The sequence below is a fragment of the Mucilaginibacter aquatilis genome (assembly GCF_009755275.1).
Lineage (GTDB): Bacteria > Bacteroidota > Bacteroidia > Sphingobacteriales > Sphingobacteriaceae > Mucilaginibacter > Mucilaginibacter aquatilis.
The window spans coordinates 41,977-58,533 of the sequence record NZ_WQLA01000006.1 but is presented as its reverse complement, the minus strand read 5'-3'; the positions used below and the strand labels follow the sequence as shown (position 1 = coordinate 58,533).

At 40.3% G+C, this 16,557-nt stretch carries 18 protein-coding genes and 1 riboswitch; of the genes, 6 read left to right on the top strand and 12 right to left on the bottom strand.

Features of this window, described 5'->3' with window-relative positions; all coding sequences use genetic code 11:
* Window positions 1-22: 22 nt before the first annotated feature.
* The 4 genes from GO816_RS14625 to GO816_RS14610 all read right to left on the bottom strand — a co-directional run bounded on the left by GO816_RS14625 (window position 23) and on the right by GO816_RS14610 (window position 5,759).
* Window positions 23-2,647: a DUF5686 and carboxypeptidase-like regulatory domain-containing protein gene (locus tag GO816_RS14625; RefSeq protein WP_232336589.1), complete on the bottom strand. Its 2,625-nt coding sequence runs from the start codon at window positions 2,645-2,647 to the stop codon at window positions 23-25.
* A gap of 214 nt (window positions 2,648-2,861) precedes the next feature.
* Window positions 2,862-3,659, bottom strand: a complete 798-nt coding sequence (locus tag GO816_RS14620) for a polysaccharide deacetylase family protein (RefSeq protein ID WP_157542687.1) — start codon at window positions 3,657-3,659, stop codon at window positions 2,862-2,864.
* Window positions 3,634-4,593, bottom strand: a complete 960-nt coding sequence (locus GO816_RS14615; protein ID WP_157542686.1) for a glycosyltransferase family 2 protein — start codon at window positions 4,591-4,593, stop codon at window positions 3,634-3,636. The genes GO816_RS14620 and GO816_RS14615 overlap by 26 nt, the downstream gene beginning before the upstream one ends.
* Complete coding sequence (locus GO816_RS14610; protein WP_157542685.1) at window positions 4,593-5,759, bottom strand: glycosyltransferase family 87 protein; 1,167 nt, start codon at window positions 5,757-5,759, stop codon at window positions 4,593-4,595. Before GO816_RS14610 ends, GO816_RS14615 begins: the two co-directional genes overlap by 1 nt.
* A 126-nt stretch (window positions 5,760-5,885) precedes the next feature.
* On the opposite strand from GO816_RS14610, the gene GO816_RS14605 reads away from it, so the two are divergent.
* Window positions 5,886-6,275: a hypothetical protein gene (locus GO816_RS14605; protein ID WP_198171528.1), complete on the top strand. Its 390-nt coding sequence runs from the start codon at window positions 5,886-5,888 to the stop codon at window positions 6,273-6,275.
* Window positions 6,276-6,371: 96 nt separating this feature from the next.
* The gene (locus GO816_RS14600; protein WP_157542684.1) at window positions 6,372-6,536 is read left to right on the top strand and encodes a lmo0937 family membrane protein; all 165 of its coding nucleotides are present in this window, start codon (window positions 6,372-6,374) and stop codon (window positions 6,534-6,536) included.
* Window positions 6,537-6,615: 79 nt separating this feature from the next.
* Here the strand turns inward: GO816_RS14600 and GO816_RS14595 are convergent, their stop codons facing one another.
* Together GO816_RS14595 and GO816_RS14590 are read right to left on the bottom strand one after the other, a co-directional pair.
* Window positions 6,616-7,173 carry an acyl-CoA thioesterase gene (locus tag GO816_RS14595; protein WP_157542683.1) on the bottom strand — a complete coding sequence of 186 codons (558 nt, stop codon included), beginning with the start codon at window positions 7,171-7,173 and terminating at the stop codon, window positions 6,616-6,618.
* Between the two features lie 8 nt (window positions 7,174-7,181).
* Entirely contained in the window at window positions 7,182-8,153 is a 972-nt protein-coding gene (locus GO816_RS14590; protein ID WP_157542682.1) for a hypothetical protein, read from the bottom strand.
* A gap of 239 nt (window positions 8,154-8,392) precedes the next feature.
* Here GO816_RS14590 and GO816_RS14585 point away from each other — a divergent pair, with 239 nt between their 5' ends.
* From GO816_RS14585 to GO816_RS14575, 3 genes are all read left to right on the top strand, one after another.
* The gene (locus tag GO816_RS14585) at window positions 8,393-8,770 is read left to right on the top strand and encodes a PH domain-containing protein (protein ID WP_157542681.1); all 378 of its coding nucleotides are present in this window, start codon (window positions 8,393-8,395) and stop codon (window positions 8,768-8,770) included.
* Between the two features lie 155 nt (window positions 8,771-8,925).
* Window positions 8,926-9,576 (top strand): pirin family protein, encoded by a 651-nt coding sequence (locus GO816_RS14580; protein WP_317163640.1) that lies wholly within the window; start codon window positions 8,926-8,928, stop codon window positions 9,574-9,576.
* A 75-nt stretch (window positions 9,577-9,651) separates the two neighbouring features.
* Window positions 9,652-9,957, top strand: a complete 306-nt coding sequence (locus tag GO816_RS14575; RefSeq protein ID WP_157542680.1) for a hypothetical protein — start codon at window positions 9,652-9,654, stop codon at window positions 9,955-9,957.
* Between the two features lie 68 nt (window positions 9,958-10,025).
* Here GO816_RS14575 and GO816_RS14570 read toward each other — a convergent pair whose 3' ends face one another.
* Together GO816_RS14570 and GO816_RS14565 are read right to left on the bottom strand one after the other, a co-directional pair.
* Entirely contained in the window at window positions 10,026-10,241 is a 216-nt protein-coding gene (locus tag GO816_RS14570) for a hypothetical protein (protein ID WP_157542679.1), read from the bottom strand.
* 235 nt (window positions 10,242-10,476) lie between these two features.
* Window positions 10,477-10,812 (bottom strand): cupin domain-containing protein, encoded by a 336-nt coding sequence (locus GO816_RS14565; protein WP_198171527.1) that lies wholly within the window; start codon window positions 10,810-10,812, stop codon window positions 10,477-10,479.
* A 113-nt stretch (window positions 10,813-10,925) separates the two neighbouring features.
* Here GO816_RS14565 and trxA point away from each other — a divergent pair, with 113 nt between their 5' ends.
* The gene (trxA, locus tag GO816_RS14560; protein ID WP_157542678.1) at window positions 10,926-11,222 is read left to right on the top strand and encodes a thioredoxin; all 297 of its coding nucleotides are present in this window, start codon (window positions 10,926-10,928) and stop codon (window positions 11,220-11,222) included.
* Window positions 11,223-11,228: 6 nt separating this feature from the next.
* Here trxA and GO816_RS14555 read toward each other — a convergent pair whose 3' ends face one another.
* The 4 genes from GO816_RS14555 to GO816_RS14540 form a co-directional block, all read right to left on the bottom strand.
* Complete coding sequence (locus GO816_RS14555; protein WP_157542677.1) at window positions 11,229-11,693, bottom strand: DUF2147 domain-containing protein; 465 nt, start codon at window positions 11,691-11,693, stop codon at window positions 11,229-11,231.
* 70 nt (window positions 11,694-11,763) lie between these two features.
* Window positions 11,764-13,176, bottom strand: coding sequence for a DNA/RNA non-specific endonuclease (locus tag GO816_RS14550; RefSeq protein WP_157542676.1), 1,413 nt, complete (start codon window positions 13,174-13,176; stop codon window positions 11,764-11,766).
* A 141-nt stretch (window positions 13,177-13,317) separates the two neighbouring features.
* Window positions 13,318-15,021: a M3 family oligoendopeptidase gene (locus GO816_RS14545; RefSeq protein ID WP_157542675.1), complete on the bottom strand. Its 1,704-nt coding sequence runs from the start codon at window positions 15,019-15,021 to the stop codon at window positions 13,318-13,320.
* A gap of 207 nt (window positions 15,022-15,228) precedes the next feature.
* Window positions 15,229-16,158, bottom strand: a complete 930-nt coding sequence (locus tag GO816_RS14540; RefSeq protein ID WP_157542674.1) for an NAD-dependent epimerase/dehydratase family protein — start codon at window positions 16,156-16,158, stop codon at window positions 15,229-15,231.
* Window positions 16,159-16,363: 205 nt separating this feature from the next.
* A riboswitch (SAM riboswitch) is annotated at window positions 16,364-16,480 on the top strand.
* The last annotated feature ends 77 nt before the right edge of the window (window positions 16,481-16,557 follow it).

The window sequence follows — 16,557 nt, the reverse complement described above, 5'->3', positions numbered from 1 at the left end:
GGAAATTCCGGCGCTAAATTAATTAAAAAATAAATTGTATACGGGTTCTGATACCCCAATCGGCAATGTTTGCATGATCGAGGTAGTTAAAACGCCTAACGAGGTCAACCCTTAAAACCTTAAAAATATTTTCGATACCTACACTGCCTTCAACATACGGCTTGCTACCCAAAGCGTAGGTAATAGGTGCGCCGTTACTTTCTTTTGGAAACTCGTATAGTGATGGATGAAGGTCGGGATTATTTTCATCACGGATGCCGCCCCATAAAGATTTTACAGAGGCTACCTCGCGCCATTTAAGTTTTTTTAACAGCGGAATACGGTTAAACAGCAACCCTTTGAAATGCTGATCAACGTTGATACTTGCATAGTGATCACTTACAAACTCCAGGAAATTCATGAGGTTGTACGAGATAGGATCATACGCAAACGTTTGGTTAGCGCGGTGTATGGTAAGTAATGGGTAAGGTACCTGCCCGAAAGTGTTACCACCGTCAATCCATATATCAGCCTCGCCAAGTTTCTTCATGAAAACGTGTTTGTAAATATTCAGTGATATGTCATTGTAATCATACTCACCCCTGAAAACGTTTTTAAAGCCTTTAGTATAATTGAGGGTGATAATTGGGTATTTATTAATAAATGATTTACGGTACACTTTGCCCTGATAAAATTCTTCGTGCGGTGCATAGCGTAATGTAAGCGTTGCTTCAGATGTGGTAAGATCATGAACGCGGTTGGCCAAACCGTTTATACTGTTGTCAAAATATAAGGATCCTGCGGGTTCCTGTGTCCATTTACGTAAACCAACTCCTATTGAAAAATGGTTAGAAAACTCTTTAAGGTAGTCTATACGGTAATTATCGTTATATAAATACTTGTCGTTATTTCCGCGCTTAAATGAAAGCAAAAAATTGTCTTCGCGTAAAAACAGCAACTCTTGTCCGGGTATGCGGGTATCACGTTGGACGCCTACTTTAATGTAGTGTTGCGGAAACCTGAATATAGAGCTGTTATTGAGCGAAAAGGTTCCGGATAAAAAGTATTTCCAACGCTGATCTTTAAAGCCGTATGCAGTGTAGCCCTCAAGCAAAACCCGTTTACTGAATTCAACGTTTGTACGCCCGCCTACACGCAGCCTGAATCCTTCAACCGGGTTAAAGCTATAAAATGCATTTGCCGGACCTAGGTCAAACGGGCCAATTTGTTTATAACCAAATAAAAACAATGAAGCAATGTCAACCGTACGGCGGAAGGATTTCATGCGGCCCAGGCTGTCAATGTTGGCATATACCTTTGATTGCGGCCCGGTAAGCGTATCTTGCCGCTGTTGCGCCCAAAAATCGTCACTGCGATGCTTTACTGCATCGGAGGTTATTTCCTGCGTTCCCTGATAAGTAGTATCAGGTCGTGGCACGTTGGTAACATAATTATTGAATGTTGCCAAACGTTGCCCAAATAAGCCGCCTTTTTTGTTTTTAGACATGCCAAAATCGGCCATGGTATTACTGCGGCTCAGGTAATAGCGTCCATCAGTGTTGCGGGCAAAGTCAAGCATAATGTGCATTGATTTTACCCAGTTCAAATTAATTTTGCGGTTAATGGTAAGGTCGGCTTTTTGTACTGCGTAGTTACCGTCAAGCGTTATGTATATGCTGCCTTCAAAAAGCTGGTCGTTGGTATTACGCGGTGTAAAGCTTAGCTCAACCACCTTGTTATTGTCGACAACAATGGTGTCAGTAATAAAGAATTTATAGCTTGAGGGTGCAGCGTCAGATATAGGACTTAAAAACTCGTTAGTTACCAAAACGGTACTGTTGGCATAAATATCAACGTTTTGATAGAGGTGCTTAAAGTAAACGCCAATACCCTCACTATCCAAAAAGCTACCAAAGTTTACCCCTTTTTCTCCTAATACAGTTGTTTTTTTTCTTTCAGGGTTTTTGCTGTAGTAATACTGGTATACTTTTTCGTTCAGGTATACGGGTAAGAGGTTTTTTCCTGGTACGGTTGTGGTATCGCGGTTATCGAGCAGGAATTTGTACCTGCGGAAGAACTTTTTATCGCTAAAGTTTTCCGACACGTTAATGAACGAAAAGTTAAGGCGCTCATAACCTTTGTACTCTACGTAATTGTATGCTTCGGGCCGGTTTTTTTCTTTGTTAGCTATTACTTTTCTAATGAGTTCTACTGCAGGGTTATCTTTATTGCTGTACTTCTTCTTTTTGCCGCGTCTAATAAGTACAGCATCAAGTTCAGTGTTATCAGGTTGTAGTTTAACGTTTACAGTTTGCTCTTTGCCTGGCGTAATATCAATAATTGATGTTTTATAACCTACAAAAGAAACTTGCAGCTTAGTATAACTACGGTTAGATGTGGAAAGGGTATAACGGCCTTTACTATCAGTGTTTATACCCGTGGTTGTACCCGGAAAGCTAACCGTTACGTATGATAAAGGCTGCTTAGTGGCAGCATCGGTAACAAAACCGGTTACTATAGTATTTTGAGCATTTACAGCTGTAACCGCTGTAAATAGTAATAAAGCAACTAATAAATATTTAAAATAACCTTTGTAACACATTTTAATTTTAAGGACGCCGTAACAAACTTTTGAGTAATAATTAACGGGGAAAGTGTAAAATGCCATGTTTCTAATAATCTTTTAACTTTTACCGGCCGTTTAAACTCTACCTAAGACGCTGTATATTTTATGATGTTACGTAATTATATAACTATTAAGTTTGCTTATATTTTGCAAAAATACGCAATTAAATAGGAGTATTGTGAGCGAAAAGTAAAAAACTAATCATTTGATTAGTTTTTTGATAATCTGATATACTGTTTGTTAAGTACCTGCCGGTTTATTTCTTCAGAATTGGGTTATCCTGTATAGCAGCAACGAATGCATCTGTGCGTGAAAATTCAAAACCCTTGCCCTTTGCCCATGCTATGAATGTGCTGAGGCGGTTGATAAACGCCTCACCGGTGTTGCGTACTACATATTTCGGAAAGTTAAAGCGCTCAGGTTGATCCAAGTCGGTAAATTCCCACGGATGGAAATACAAATTCAAATACCCGTCTTTGCGATGTGTAGCTGAACTAAGCATCTTAATAACTCCCATGGGCAGGTTGTGAAAGCTGAGCCAAAACAATGGAAAACGTATAAGCGGCGATACTGATGAAGGCAACTGTAACACGTTTTGATGATAAAACCACTTACGTGGCTTACTGAAGTTATTATAACGGCCCGGCAACCATGTTGGGTTTATCGACGAATTATACACGTAACCGGCCTTTTCAATCTCACGTTCATCTACAGGCATCATCCTTGCCATGCGGTAGCCTTTAACCGCAACACCGCCAATTTCTTCAAGCTTGGCTTTTGATTGTAAAAGATGCTCGGGCTTAAAATCAGAATGATAAAAACCGTGTGATGCCAGCTCATGCCCTTCATCAATTATTTGACGTACAATTTGGGGCTTGTGTATGGCATAGTTGGCCGTGGTGTAAAACGTGGCCTTAACACCGGCATCTTTTAAAATTTTTAAAATGCTTAAAGTGCCCTGGGTTGATATGGAAAGCTGTTCATCAAAGGGAATGCTTTTGCCATATTCAAAGGGCATGTCAAACTCCTCAATATCGAAGCTTAGTATTATCATGAGTTATGCGTTGTAAGTTTGTTGAACGAATGATGTAGTTGGGGCGCTGTTTACTTTGCATAAACAGTTTGCCTAGGTATAGGCCAATAATACCCATCACCATCAGCTGAACGCCTCCAAAAAAAACTATAGTAGCCAAAATAGACGACCAGCCCAAAACGGCTTCGCCATCAAAGTAACTTATTAAAATATAGGGTATGTACAGCAAACTGCAGGCAGCAAAAAAGCCACCGATGCCAATAGCCATGTTAAGCGGCTTAACACTGAACGCAGTAATACCCTGCACGGCAAAGCGCAACATCTTTTTTAAATTATATTTGCTCTTGCCCGAAAAACGTGCATCGCACTGGTAATGTATGCCGTATTGTTTAAAGCCAAGCCATTTAATGAGGCCTCGAATGAACAAGCCATCCTCAGTTAAACTGCTTAGCACATTGGCTACCTTCCGATCGATCAAGCGGAAATCGGCCGTGCCGCGCTCCAGTTTAGTGTCGGATAGGGAATTAATTACCGAGTAGAATAAATCCGATGATTTAGTCTTGAAAAAAGTAGCCTCATCCTGGTACTCGCGGCAGGTATAAACAACGTCATACCCGGCTTCCCATTTTTCCAAAAACTGCGGAATCATATCGGGTGGGTGCTGCATATCACTATCCATGCTGATAACAGCATCGCCATCAGCATAATCATACCCGGCTTTTAGCGCATTTTGATGCCCAAAGTTGCGCGATAATTCAAGGTAGTAAAGGTTTTCATCTAACCCGTTTAGCGTTTTTAAGCTGTTTAATGTACCGTCCGAGCTTCCGTCATCAACGAAAATTACCTCGTAGTCGTAATTTACCTTTTTCAGTACTTCTACCAGTTTGGTAGCTAAAACCTCAATATTTCCTTCTTCATTAAATGAAGGAATCACTACAGAAATCTTTCTTCTCATTATTGACCTACGTAAACCGGTTTGCGGCTAAAATCACGGGTTAAACTCTCGTACACAATTTTTAACCATATCACAAAGCAAGGTAAAGCCTTAAGTGCATATGGTTTTATATAGGTTTTATTGATGTATTTTGGAAATAAGTCAGACGGTGACAAGCTGGTTATAATTAAAGCAAAAATTAACAAGCCGATCTCAAATTTGGTTACCGGCCTATCAAGATTAACGTACCATATGGCAACCCCTACAAAGGCAATGATATACGTGGGCGACTCAGACCCGGTACTGAAAATAACCGTGAATATTAAGGTAGATGCCAGCACAAGCAACTGAAAGGAGGTTTGCTTAAAGCTATTGAACCTTAAATAAGCTAACCCAAACAGTATTAATGCAGGCAGCATTACCAGTAAGTTTGATAGTTGCGGGTAGTTGAATATGCGCCTGATCATGCCCATTACGCATATGTCTTGCATGGTTGAGCCCGCATTTTGCATGTTTTTTTCAACCAGGCTCGTGTACCAATCATAATAACTTTGAATTACAAATGATGGTGATGAAAACGGCATAGGGAGCACAAACAATACCACACCCCAAAACAGGAGTGATAGTATGAGCTTAATTTTATGTTCGGAAAAGAAGAAAAAAGCCAGACCTACCACACCATATAGTTTTATGTAAGTGCCGGCCACAATAACCAGCGCTGCCCAAAAATCTTGTTTACGCTCTATAAGTATATAGCTGAGTGCAATGAAAGCCGCCATCATTGGGTTAAACTGCACATTGAATGACGATGTCATGAGTTCATGAGCGCAAATCAGCAATACCGCTGTGCGTTGCATGGCCGTAAGTGGCAAACGAACAATAACGGCATAAAGCGCCCATGCGTTTACCATAACCCACAGTATCGCACCAACGCCATCGGGCAAGAGTGTAAAAGGGGCAATAACCAGCGCAAATAGTGGCCCGTAATGGTTGGTATCTAAAAAGTATTGGGGTTGCGGTATGTATAAGTTAACGCGGTGTACCAGGTTTACAAACGTGTATTTGTAAATATAGTAATTGTTAATGTGCTGGTGCAGTACCTGTTTAAGGATAGCAAAAAAGCTGAGTGCAAACCAAAGTATGGTAACAAAAATACGGTTGGTAAACAGCTTTACAAGTTTAGACATTAAGGGTTGCCGTCATTAATTTGTTACAAATATAAAGTTTTAGTTGGCCTTTTTAGTCAGTTGCAGCAGCATTGCGCAATAAATTGAAGTGGGTTAAAGTTCATCATTTCTTTTTATTTTAGGCACATGGCTCAGTATAGCATTCCGCTCAGGTATCGCAAAATGGAAAATTTGCACATTGTTTTTTGGTTGTTGAAAGATATAGGCTGGTGCCTTATTTGGAAACCTCTTGGTTTAGTAATGATTTTTCCTACCCTTTTAATTGCTATACTCATTGCTTACAATACCCGTCAGTTAGTTTCGGAGCTTTGCCATAACCTGGCTATTGCTTTTTGGATAAGTGCTAACTCCTATTGGATGATAAGCGAGTTTTTGCACTTTGATGAGTTGATGGTTTTTGCTGGAGTAACCTTTAAGCATTTAGCTTTAGTGCCATTTTTGTTGGGCCTGATTTGTTTGCTGTATTACTATATATGGTGGAAACCACGGCACCCTGATAGTATTGAAACTATGTAAAATAGGGTTAAGATTTTATTGAAAATTTTTAAGTGAGGCAGTGAATGGCACGATTTTGAATATAGTTAAGTAACATTTAACTAAAAAACATTCACTATGAGATCACTATTGTATATCATCGCAGTTATCCTGGTAATAGGTTGGGCGATCAGCGTATTTGCTTATTCAGTAAGCGGTTTAGTACACATATTAATCGTATTAGCAGTTATATCATTGGTGTTGGGTATGTTTAGAGGGCCATCATCAACTACAACTATTTAATAGCTAAGTAATTAAAAATAAAAAAGCGGCTTTAGAGCCGCTTTTTTTGTATGTAATAATATACAAATTATTCGTTAGGCTAATTATTATCCAGCTCTATTCTGCAACGTTCATTGCTGATGAGTTTCAAGGCTTCTTCAATTTCTGCATCGTTTTTTATACGTGCCTGCTCACTGTTGTAGTATCTTGTTAGCTCTTTACGGTGGTATGCTTCGTAAAAGCGTTTAATTTCCACCGGCGACCTTAAAATTAAACCCGGAACTGGGGCCGGTTTATGATCATCGCCCATGGCAACCATAGTAAAGTAACTGGAATTGGTATGCTTAACTTCTTTCGTACGAACGTTTTCGGTTTGTACGCGTATACCAATTACCATAGATGAATTGCCAACGTAATTAACCGAGGCCAGCAGCGAAACCAATTCACCAACTTCAACAGGTGCTAAAAAGTTAACAGTATCGATAGAAACGGTAACGCAGTAATTACCGGCATGTTTGGCTGCGCAGGCGTACGCAACCTTATCCATCAATCCTAATATGATGCCTCCGTGTACCTTGCCGCCAAAGTTGGAGTAGGAAGGTATCATTAATTCCGTTAAAGTAGTTTGTGAATACTGTACAGTTTTATAATCTTCCATTGCTCAAACTAATCTTGAATGCCTTTTACATTTACCCTTATAAAGCTGGGGTGAGCCAAGCCTAAAGTTTTGCCCGGAGTAGTGGTTATATAGTAGGTAAGGTAGCCATCAACAACACCTTTCATTACTTTTTTTCGGTTCTCAACTTCGTCATATAGTAAAACGGTCGGTTTATCAAATATAAGCTTACCGTTTTGATCAACTATCAACTGCATAGAGTGGTTGAAATTAGCATATGCTTTATGAATTTCAATATCAAACGTAGGCAAAAGGTAGTTATCGGCTACGGTAGCATCTTTAAGCGCATTATCACGTGATAGTACCTGCCGCTTTATTTTTACCTGCGGAACCTTGCTGGTTAAAGTAACCGGCTCGGTAGCGGCAAAAGCTTTTTTGGTAACCTGGGCTAATGATTGCCTCACCAGGTTTTTAATGTAAACACTATCGCGGCGGGGCGGCTTTTGTAGGTCTTCTACGGTAGTTTTAAGTTTATCCTTTATATATTTATTACTGTAAAGCGTCATGAAGATTTGCCCGGTTGTATCCATAATGCGTTTATTGCGCACATAAAGTACCTGGAATTTTAAGCTATCAGGGTGAAGTAATTTAACCTTCAACCATGAGTGTGCAACGTTTACAACCGAGTCATGATCATAAATTACCTCGTTTACTATAAAACGCCCAAGTACCGGGCTAAATATGCGCACCGAATCTTTACCAGGTAAAAAGGTTACTTTCCATTCGGGTTGTAAATGATAGCCAAGCGGGTTAAAGCCAACACCGTTTTCATACTCACGCCGTATTTCGGTATAGGCAATGCCTTCAACAGGCTTAAAGCTTACGCGTTGGTGTTCGCTATCAGGAGAGGTGCCTTGTACCGCTATATCCCTAGGTGGCTTTTGATTACAGGAGAACAATATGCTGCTAAAAGCAATAAGCCTGACATATAAACCAAAGGCAGATGAGCGTTGAAAAATCATACTCCGCCAAAATAAATCATAAAAGGCAATTAAGCAACCAGTTGCTACCTACAAACGCTGCGTCATAGTATTTAACCAATCTTTTATGCAGCTAGATGACTTATTTGGCTGACATTGCAGTACAACACACTTACAATAAACAATACTTCATCAGGCTATAATTCTTTTAAAAAGACAGTCACTTGTCTTTTAATTGATATATTTAAGCAATTATTTAAAACACTCAATCTAAAACCATCATGAGTTTATTTTCTAAGTTGCTTGGCAACGCAGGTGTGGCTAACGAAGCCGAACTAACCAAAGATTATGCACATTTATTAGCTGAAGGCGAAGCCATTGAAATTGGCTTTAAACTGATACGCGACGTTTTCATCTTCACCAACAAACGTTTAATACTGGTAGATAAGCAAGGCATTACCGGCAGCAAAGTAGAGTACATGTCAATAGCTTATAAAAGCATTTCAAGGTTCAGCATAACCACGGCCGGTCACCTTGATTTAGATGCCGAGCTTAACATTTGGGTATCGGGCGAGTCTGCAGCCAGCATAACCAAAAAGTTTAACAAACAGGTAAATATTTACGACCTGCAAAAGATACTTGCTCAGCACGTATTGTAATCTAGGTAAGCCATTGTTGCTATGCAATAGTAGCTATGTATAACACGGGTTTAAGTAGGCATTGCCTCCTTTTTTTGTGAATCAAATTTCTTAACCTACATTAAGTGCGCGGTGGGGCAGGGCAGCTAACTTTGTTATATTAATTACAAACAGTCATGTCAAACACTATCTTACATAAAGCAAATCAGCGCGGCCATGCCAATCATGGTTGGTTAAACAGTTTTCACACCTTTAGCTTTGGCGGTTATTACAACCCTCAGGCAATGAATTTTGGTGCGCTGCGCGTATTAAATGATGATACGGTGAGCGGAGGTATGGGCTTTGGCCGTCACCCGCATGATAACATGGAAATTATTTCTATTCCGTTAGATGGCGATTTAGAGCACCAGGATAGCATGGGTAATACCGCAATTATCCGTAAAGGTGATATTCAGGCCATGAGTGCGGGTACAGGTATTTATCATAGCGAGAAAAATGCACACGAAAACCAGCAGGTAAAGTTTTTGCAAATATGGATTTATCCGAATCAAAAGAATGTTGAGCCGCGCTACGATCAGTTAACATTAAACCTTAACGACCGCCACAATCGGTTACAGCAGGTGCTTTCACCTAATAAAGACGACGAAGGTATTTGGATATACCAAAATGCCTGGTTTCATATGGGTAAATTTGATAAAGGTGTTGCCACCAACTACACAATAAAAGGAGGTAAAAACAATGGCGTATATGCTTTTGTATTAAACGGTGATATAAGCATAAACCAGCAGCAGCTGAATACACGAGATGGCTTTGGCATTTGGGAGTAGATGAACTTTATATTACAGCCGATAGTGATGCCGAATTTTTGCTGATGGAAGTGCCTATGATATTTTAAAAAAAACATGAACGAAAAGGTTAAAATACTCGCCGTAGGCCGCAACCAAGAGATATTAGAGACAGTTGTACGGCTTATAAACGCCAATGATGCCTGGGAGGGCAAAGGTGCTGTTACCGATAAGGAAGCCGTTCAGGCGTTTGACCATGAAGTATTTGACCTTATTTTGTTGTGTAACGGAATCAGCAGTGATTCGGAAGATAATTTAAGGGCTTATTTTTTAGCCCATCGCCCTGCTACTAAAATCATACAGCATTATGGCGGAGGCAGTGGTTTGCTAACTGCCGAAATTTATGAAGCGCTTGCTGGTTAGCGGCAAAGCAAAAAAAAACAGCCGTTTTATATATTTCGGCTGCTTTTTTGTTAAAAGATACTTTAGAATTACGTACGGCTTATTGCTCGCCGTATAATTTCATCTCGTATTTGTGCGCATTTTTCATAACGCTCTGAGCGCACGTTTTCATCAAGCATCATTTCGAGCTCATACAACGAGCGGCTTACAAATTCAAGATTACTGGTGTTAAGCCCTTTTAAGGGTTGAAAAAATCCATCGGCACTATAAAAGCCCAACGAAGCAATGTTTGGGTTTTGTTCCATCTTTTAGTTAAATTAATTAAGGTGAACTTAAGTTAGCTAAAAAGATATAGTGCTTCCAAATTTTACAAAAACTTTTTTACAACTATTAGATGTAGTTAGCACTTATTTGCTTTTCATAAACCGATGAATTATAGCTTATTGGTTTGAAAGGTAAATAATTGCCGCTCCTGAAAAAATTTGCCCGGTCGGTAAGGTAGTCGTGTGAAAATATGGCCTATTTATTTCTTCTGAGGTTTTATAAATCTCTTAAATCTTCTCTTATGGGGCTAAAAATATCCAGCAGCTTGCAATTGGTAATGGCCCGGCCTCCGTGTGGTACGTTTGGGGGTATAACCGCAAATGTATTAGCATCCAGTATTTGCGGTTGTCCGTTTACGGTAAGCTCAAACTGGCCCTCTAAAACAAATGCACATTGATGATGAGGATGGGTATGTATGGCCGATACTGCACCCGCTTCAACCTCAAGAAAGTTAAGTGTGTTAACCTCGGTGTGAATTAGTTGCGCCATATACCCGGGCGACATTTGTTTGGGTGTTATATCGCTGAATTTTTTAAATATTGATGTATCCATTGCTACTGTATAATTGGGTAAATATAATTATTGCTTTTTAAGTATAACGTTTAATGCTGGCTGAGTAAAACGTATTTTAAAGCATATTGTTAAACTTGTAAATACTTAAAGTTATGGCAACCTTTTCAGATATAATAAATGCACCGCAACCGGTTTTGATTGATTTTTCGGCTGAATGGTGTGGCCCGTGTAAGGCAATGGCCCCCATTTTAAAGCAGGTAAAAGACGAGCTGGGAGATAGGGTAAAAATTGTAAAGATAGATGTTGATAAAAACCCTTCGGTAGCAAGTGCTTATAATGTACAGGGAGTGCCTACGCTGATACTATTTAAAAACGGGCAAAATAAATGGCGACAGAGTGGAGTAGTTCAAGCCGGGCAATTAAAGCAAATTATTGAGCAGTTTGCCTGATTGCATTTATGAGGATACGCGATTAAAAATCATGCTGCGGCCAATAAATTTAAAGTGCCAGTAACCGGTTACTTTAAGTTTACCCGGGGCTATTAGGTTTGCAGCGGCATTCCACTTTTTGCCGGTTTGTGCATCGTAAATCATTCCGTTTTCCCAGCTATTGGTTTTAGACTTATAAACCAGGCCCTGTAACACATTCATGCCAACAAGTTTGCGGCTACGTAGCTTTTTATCAGGGTTATTAACGTCTACGCGCGATTCCATTGGTTTTGATGGGTCATCAGAATCGTCAAACCAAACTAAACGCGCAACATAGTCGTCATCATCATGGCTTACTTCAACAATACAGTTTTTTTTCTCTGACTGCCATTTTCCGCAAATCATATCGCACGGGTCAACCGCTTTATTTGCGTTTAGCGAAAAGCATGTAAAACAGTAAAAAAGCATGAGTGTGAAAATTCTTTTGGCCATAATTGTACAATGTGGTAAAGAATCAACTCAATCAACTTTACATTTGTTTGACATAAGCTACAACTAAATACTATAATCGCATTATGTAACCATCATCGGGTAGTATGCCTTTATCTCTCTTTACTTCAATTACATCCTGCACTTTCTTAGGAACCTTAGACAGCAAGTTGTACCCTGTTGCCTTTTCAATTTCGCGTACGGTTGTTATATATTTCGTCCAGTTAGCATCAATACTATTGTTATTAGGGGTTATTACCGCTATAAGCCTTGTTGCCGTATTAATGCGCATCAAATCATCATTACCGTTAGGTAGTACTACAATAACCTTCCATATATAAGCCGGAACAGTTACCCGCCCTTTATCAATAGTGTTATGAAAACCGCTGGTACCATAGCCGCCGGTACCATAGCTGCCCATTATTACATAAACCTCGTTGCCTTGCTTAACCAGCATTCGTTCGTATCCTTCAAGGTTTCCCCACGTGTGCTGGTTATTAGCCGGCGCCTGGGGTATCATATTAGTCATTAAAAAAGTTGATGAGTTGGCTTTTACAGAGATGGCTCTATCGGCCGATGGGCAATTGTGTCCCCGTTCAAAACCGCTACCCTGATAACTTGATGTTTGTACGCGGTACCAGCCCTTTGGTAAAGTTTCATCGGGCCTGAAATCATTACTGCGGCGGGTATTGCCAAGCCACTCTTTACCAACATACCAGCTTACCCAGTTTGGTGTACCCCGGCTACGATTATAGCTGATGGTATAGTAGGGTTTTTCCATTAAAAAGTTGTTTGCGTTTGATGTACTTGCGGTGGCATTGCTGGGGTTGCCTAAAAGTAAATTAGTATTGTCGCCGGTAACTGCACTGTCTTTAAGCAATGTGGTATCACTTTGAGTAGTGGTGCCCACAGGTGCATTGTTATTGAAACTGTATATGGTAATGTTATCAATGTTAATGCGATTGTTACCTCCCGAATTTTTGCAGACTTCAAAACGTACGGCACCATTATGATTTACAATGGAGGTAACAGTTTGCAGGTTGCCTTTATTAGCCACCATGCCGGCACCAACTTGGGTAAATGTTTGGCCGCCATCTGTCGACATTTTAAGTTGCCAGCCCGAAGCATTATTGTCCCCGTAGGCTGCATGTTCAATAGTTACTTTTGATGCTCCGTTTACGTCAAACTCCATGCGTAAAACGCCTTTACCTTTTAAACGTACGGATTGGTTGCCGTCTTTAGCATCTTTATCTGTTGAGGCTATCAAAGCATCTTTTAAATACCACGTTCCGCTCAGGAGTTTCACTCGCCCTGTGGCATATGATGGTTTTGATCCGGTTTCAAAATTCTCTTGTAGTTCCAGGGTTTTAGCCTTTTGCTCGCCCGGGTATGATGGGGATTGTTGCTGTTTATTATTTACAGGCTGATTACAAGCGGCAAATATTAATGCAACAACCAGGATATAAAACTTAACAAATGACTTCATAAATAAATAAAAATGTCATTTCGACGATAGGAAAAATCTTTCGCAACAACTGATTTGTCAGTTTGAAAAAGATCTCTCACTACCGTTCGAGATGACACAAATGTTTTGAATTATATTTAAAGCTTAACTCCTGAATCTGTTTTAGTTTATTTTATCTAATTCGCTTTTTACAAATTCTGCCAGCTCTTTTACGTAACCGGCGCTAAAATCAAACTTAATACCGGCCGTTTCATAAATTTCTTTTATGGTTTTAGTATACCCTAATTTAAGCGCATTCATATACTGCTGCAGTCCTTGTTGAGGGTTTTCTTTATAGTTTTTCCAAACTGCAATGGCGCCTAACTGAGCCATGCCATATTCAATGTAGTAAAATGGTACTTCAAAGATGTGCAGTTGTTTTTGCCAAAGGTTTTGTTCGGCTTCCGTATGTTCGCTCCAATCAATAAAGCCTGCACCAAAGCGCTCATATATCTGTTTCCATGCTTCAGTACGCTGAACGTCGGTATGATCGGGGTTGGTGTATAGCCAATGCTGAAACTGGTCAACCACCGCTACCCATGGAAGGGTTTTTAATACATCGATCAACTGGTCGCGGCGGGCACGTTTCAGGTCTTCCTCATTGTCAAAATATACATTCCAGTTATCCATCGATATCAATTCCATTGACATGGAAGCCAGCTCGGCAACTTCGCTTGGGCAGTGTTTAAAATCATTCAGTTCCAACCCGGCAGTAAGGAAGGTATGTACAGCATGTCCGCCCTCATGTACCATGGTGGTTAAATCACGAAATGTATTTGCCGAATTCATAAAAATGAAAGGTGCACCGGTTTCGGCCAGCGGATAATTATACCCTCCGGGGGCCTTGCCCTTACGGCTATCAACATCAAACAAGCCATTAGCTTTCATAATTTCCAGGCGCTCACCCAGGTATGAATCAATAGCATTAAAGCATTGTATTGATTTGTTGATCAAATCATCGCCATTAGCAAATGGTTTTAAAGCCGGTTTGCCGGTAACGTCAACGTCCATATCCCACGGTTTAAGGCTCTCAAGGCCTAAAGCTTCCTGGCGTTTCTGTGCCTGCTCACGTAAAATCGGAACAATCTCGGTTTCTATAGCCGCGTGAAAATCATAGCAATCCTGCGGGGTGTAATCAAAGCGCCCAAGCGCCTGAAACATATAATCTCTAAAGTTTTCAAAATTGGCGTTCAGCGCAACTTTATGACGTAAAACCAGCAGTAAATCAAAAAGCTCGTTCAATTGCTTTTTGTCCTGCAAGCGTCGGCCTGTTATCTTCTCCCAGGCTTCCTGCCTTTTTGTACGGTCGGTATCTTTTAATATAGCGCCGGCCTGTTCTAAAGTAAATTCCTTGCCGCCAATTTCAACCGACATAGCCCCGGTTATGGATTGGTATTTTTGCTGTTCAACCTGAATTTCGGTTTGTACTGGTATATTTTCCTCACGGAATAGCTCAAGCGATTTTTTTATTGAGCGGAGATATACAAAGTATTTTTCTTCGTTGAGCTGGTTTATGTACTCATTTTCAACAAGCTTTTTATTAAGCTCATTATTATATGGTGCAATTTTAGGTCCAATTTCGGTAGCAAAATATTGAAATTTCTGCAGCAATTCTTCATCTGCTGTATTACACGTCATTCTGATATATCGCCAGGCAAAATCTTCTTCCAAAGCAGCCTCCAGTTCACTACGGTCGCGTAACCATTGTTCCAGTTCGGTAACTGAATTTATTGGGCGCGAAGTGAGCTCTTTATATAACGGTTCAAGGTTTTCCCAATTAATATCAAGCTGGACGGGGATGTATGTTCTTTCTTTAGTGTTTATCATTGTAAATATGCTATGTGCAAATGTGCAGATGTACTGATGATAAAGCAAGTATTAGCATGAGAATTTACATAAGCACTAGTTTTAAACTAAATTTGGCCATTATAGTTTACTATATAAAATTTGGGAGTTCCCCTCCTGGTCGGGCTTTCCGTTGCAAGTCCTCGTTTCGCTACGCTGCACTGTGGGCTTTCCACTGTAATCCCTAACTCATTTTGACTTAAACAGCGTTTGTGTCAACGCTTTTATTCCATACTCATAACCTGTGGGCTTAACATTGAACGCTTCCTCAAACTTGTCTGAATTAAAAATATAATCATGATCGTATTGATAATACATTTCAACGGTGCCTTGTATGGTTTTGCTAAACAATCCCATTAACTGAAGCATAAACTTGTTCACGGTCATGTAGCGAGGTTTAGTGTTAAACACGCGGGCCGCTAGTTCGATGAACTGGCTGCCTGTTAATGATTTGGCAGTGGGCAGGTGCCATATCTGGTTGTCGCTTTTAGAGTGCTGACCTAATAAGTACATAGCCTCTCCGGCATCGGGCACGTAAGTGAAACTGTGCAATGTATTGGCGTTGCCCATCCACATGGCTTTTTCTTTTTTTGCATATTTAGCCAACACCATCATATCGTAAAAGCTGTTCAGGCTTTCAGCACCATAAAAATCAGCAGCACGGGCAATGGTAGCCTGAAGGTTACCTGCTTTTGCTTCATCCATTAATTGCTCAGCCACTTTAGCACGTACTTCACCTTTAACGCTAACAGGATTGTAAGGTGTGGTTTCGAGCATAGGTCCGTTTACCAAACCGTACATGTAAACGTTATCAAAAAATATTAACCGGGCGTTGGCGGCCTTGCCTGCATTGATAATGTTCTGCATAATTACCGGCCATTGTTGTTTCCATATGTCTTTATTATAGACTAACCCTGCGCACATGTAAATAACAGTTGCACCTTTTGTTGCCTGCAAAACATCGTTAGCCTGTAACAGATCGGCTTTTTGCCAGGTAACCAGAGGATTATTGAAATTAACCGGTCGCCTGCTTACTAACTTAACCGGGTTGTTTGCTTTTATTAAACGGGCGGTAAGTGCATTGGCTACCGGTCCGCCTGCTCCTAGGATGATATGCATGAGTGTTTTGTTTTTTGTATTACAAAGGTGAGGAAGTGTTGAGAGTGAAAACGTTAACAAAAGATAATTTTTTAGTTATAGGATAGTGCTTGGCAGCGACAAGTGAACAAAAGCGAAAAATTTCTTGCATAATTCCTCCTTTAGCGTTTACTTTGCAACAACGGTTTAAACACCATTGATCAAAAATTCTCTTCTATGAGGTTTTGATTTATAAAGAAGCGGCGAGAGATCAGGCTCATTGACCCGCTGGCAACCCTCCGATGAACGGAGAAGGTGCCAATTCCTGTCCCGGTTTGGATATTACGGCCGGGGAATATAAGTTAATAGCCATGACACAAGTTAACTACTTTACTACTGCTAACGTATTTACTGCCCACACGGGTGCATTTGTAACCTGCA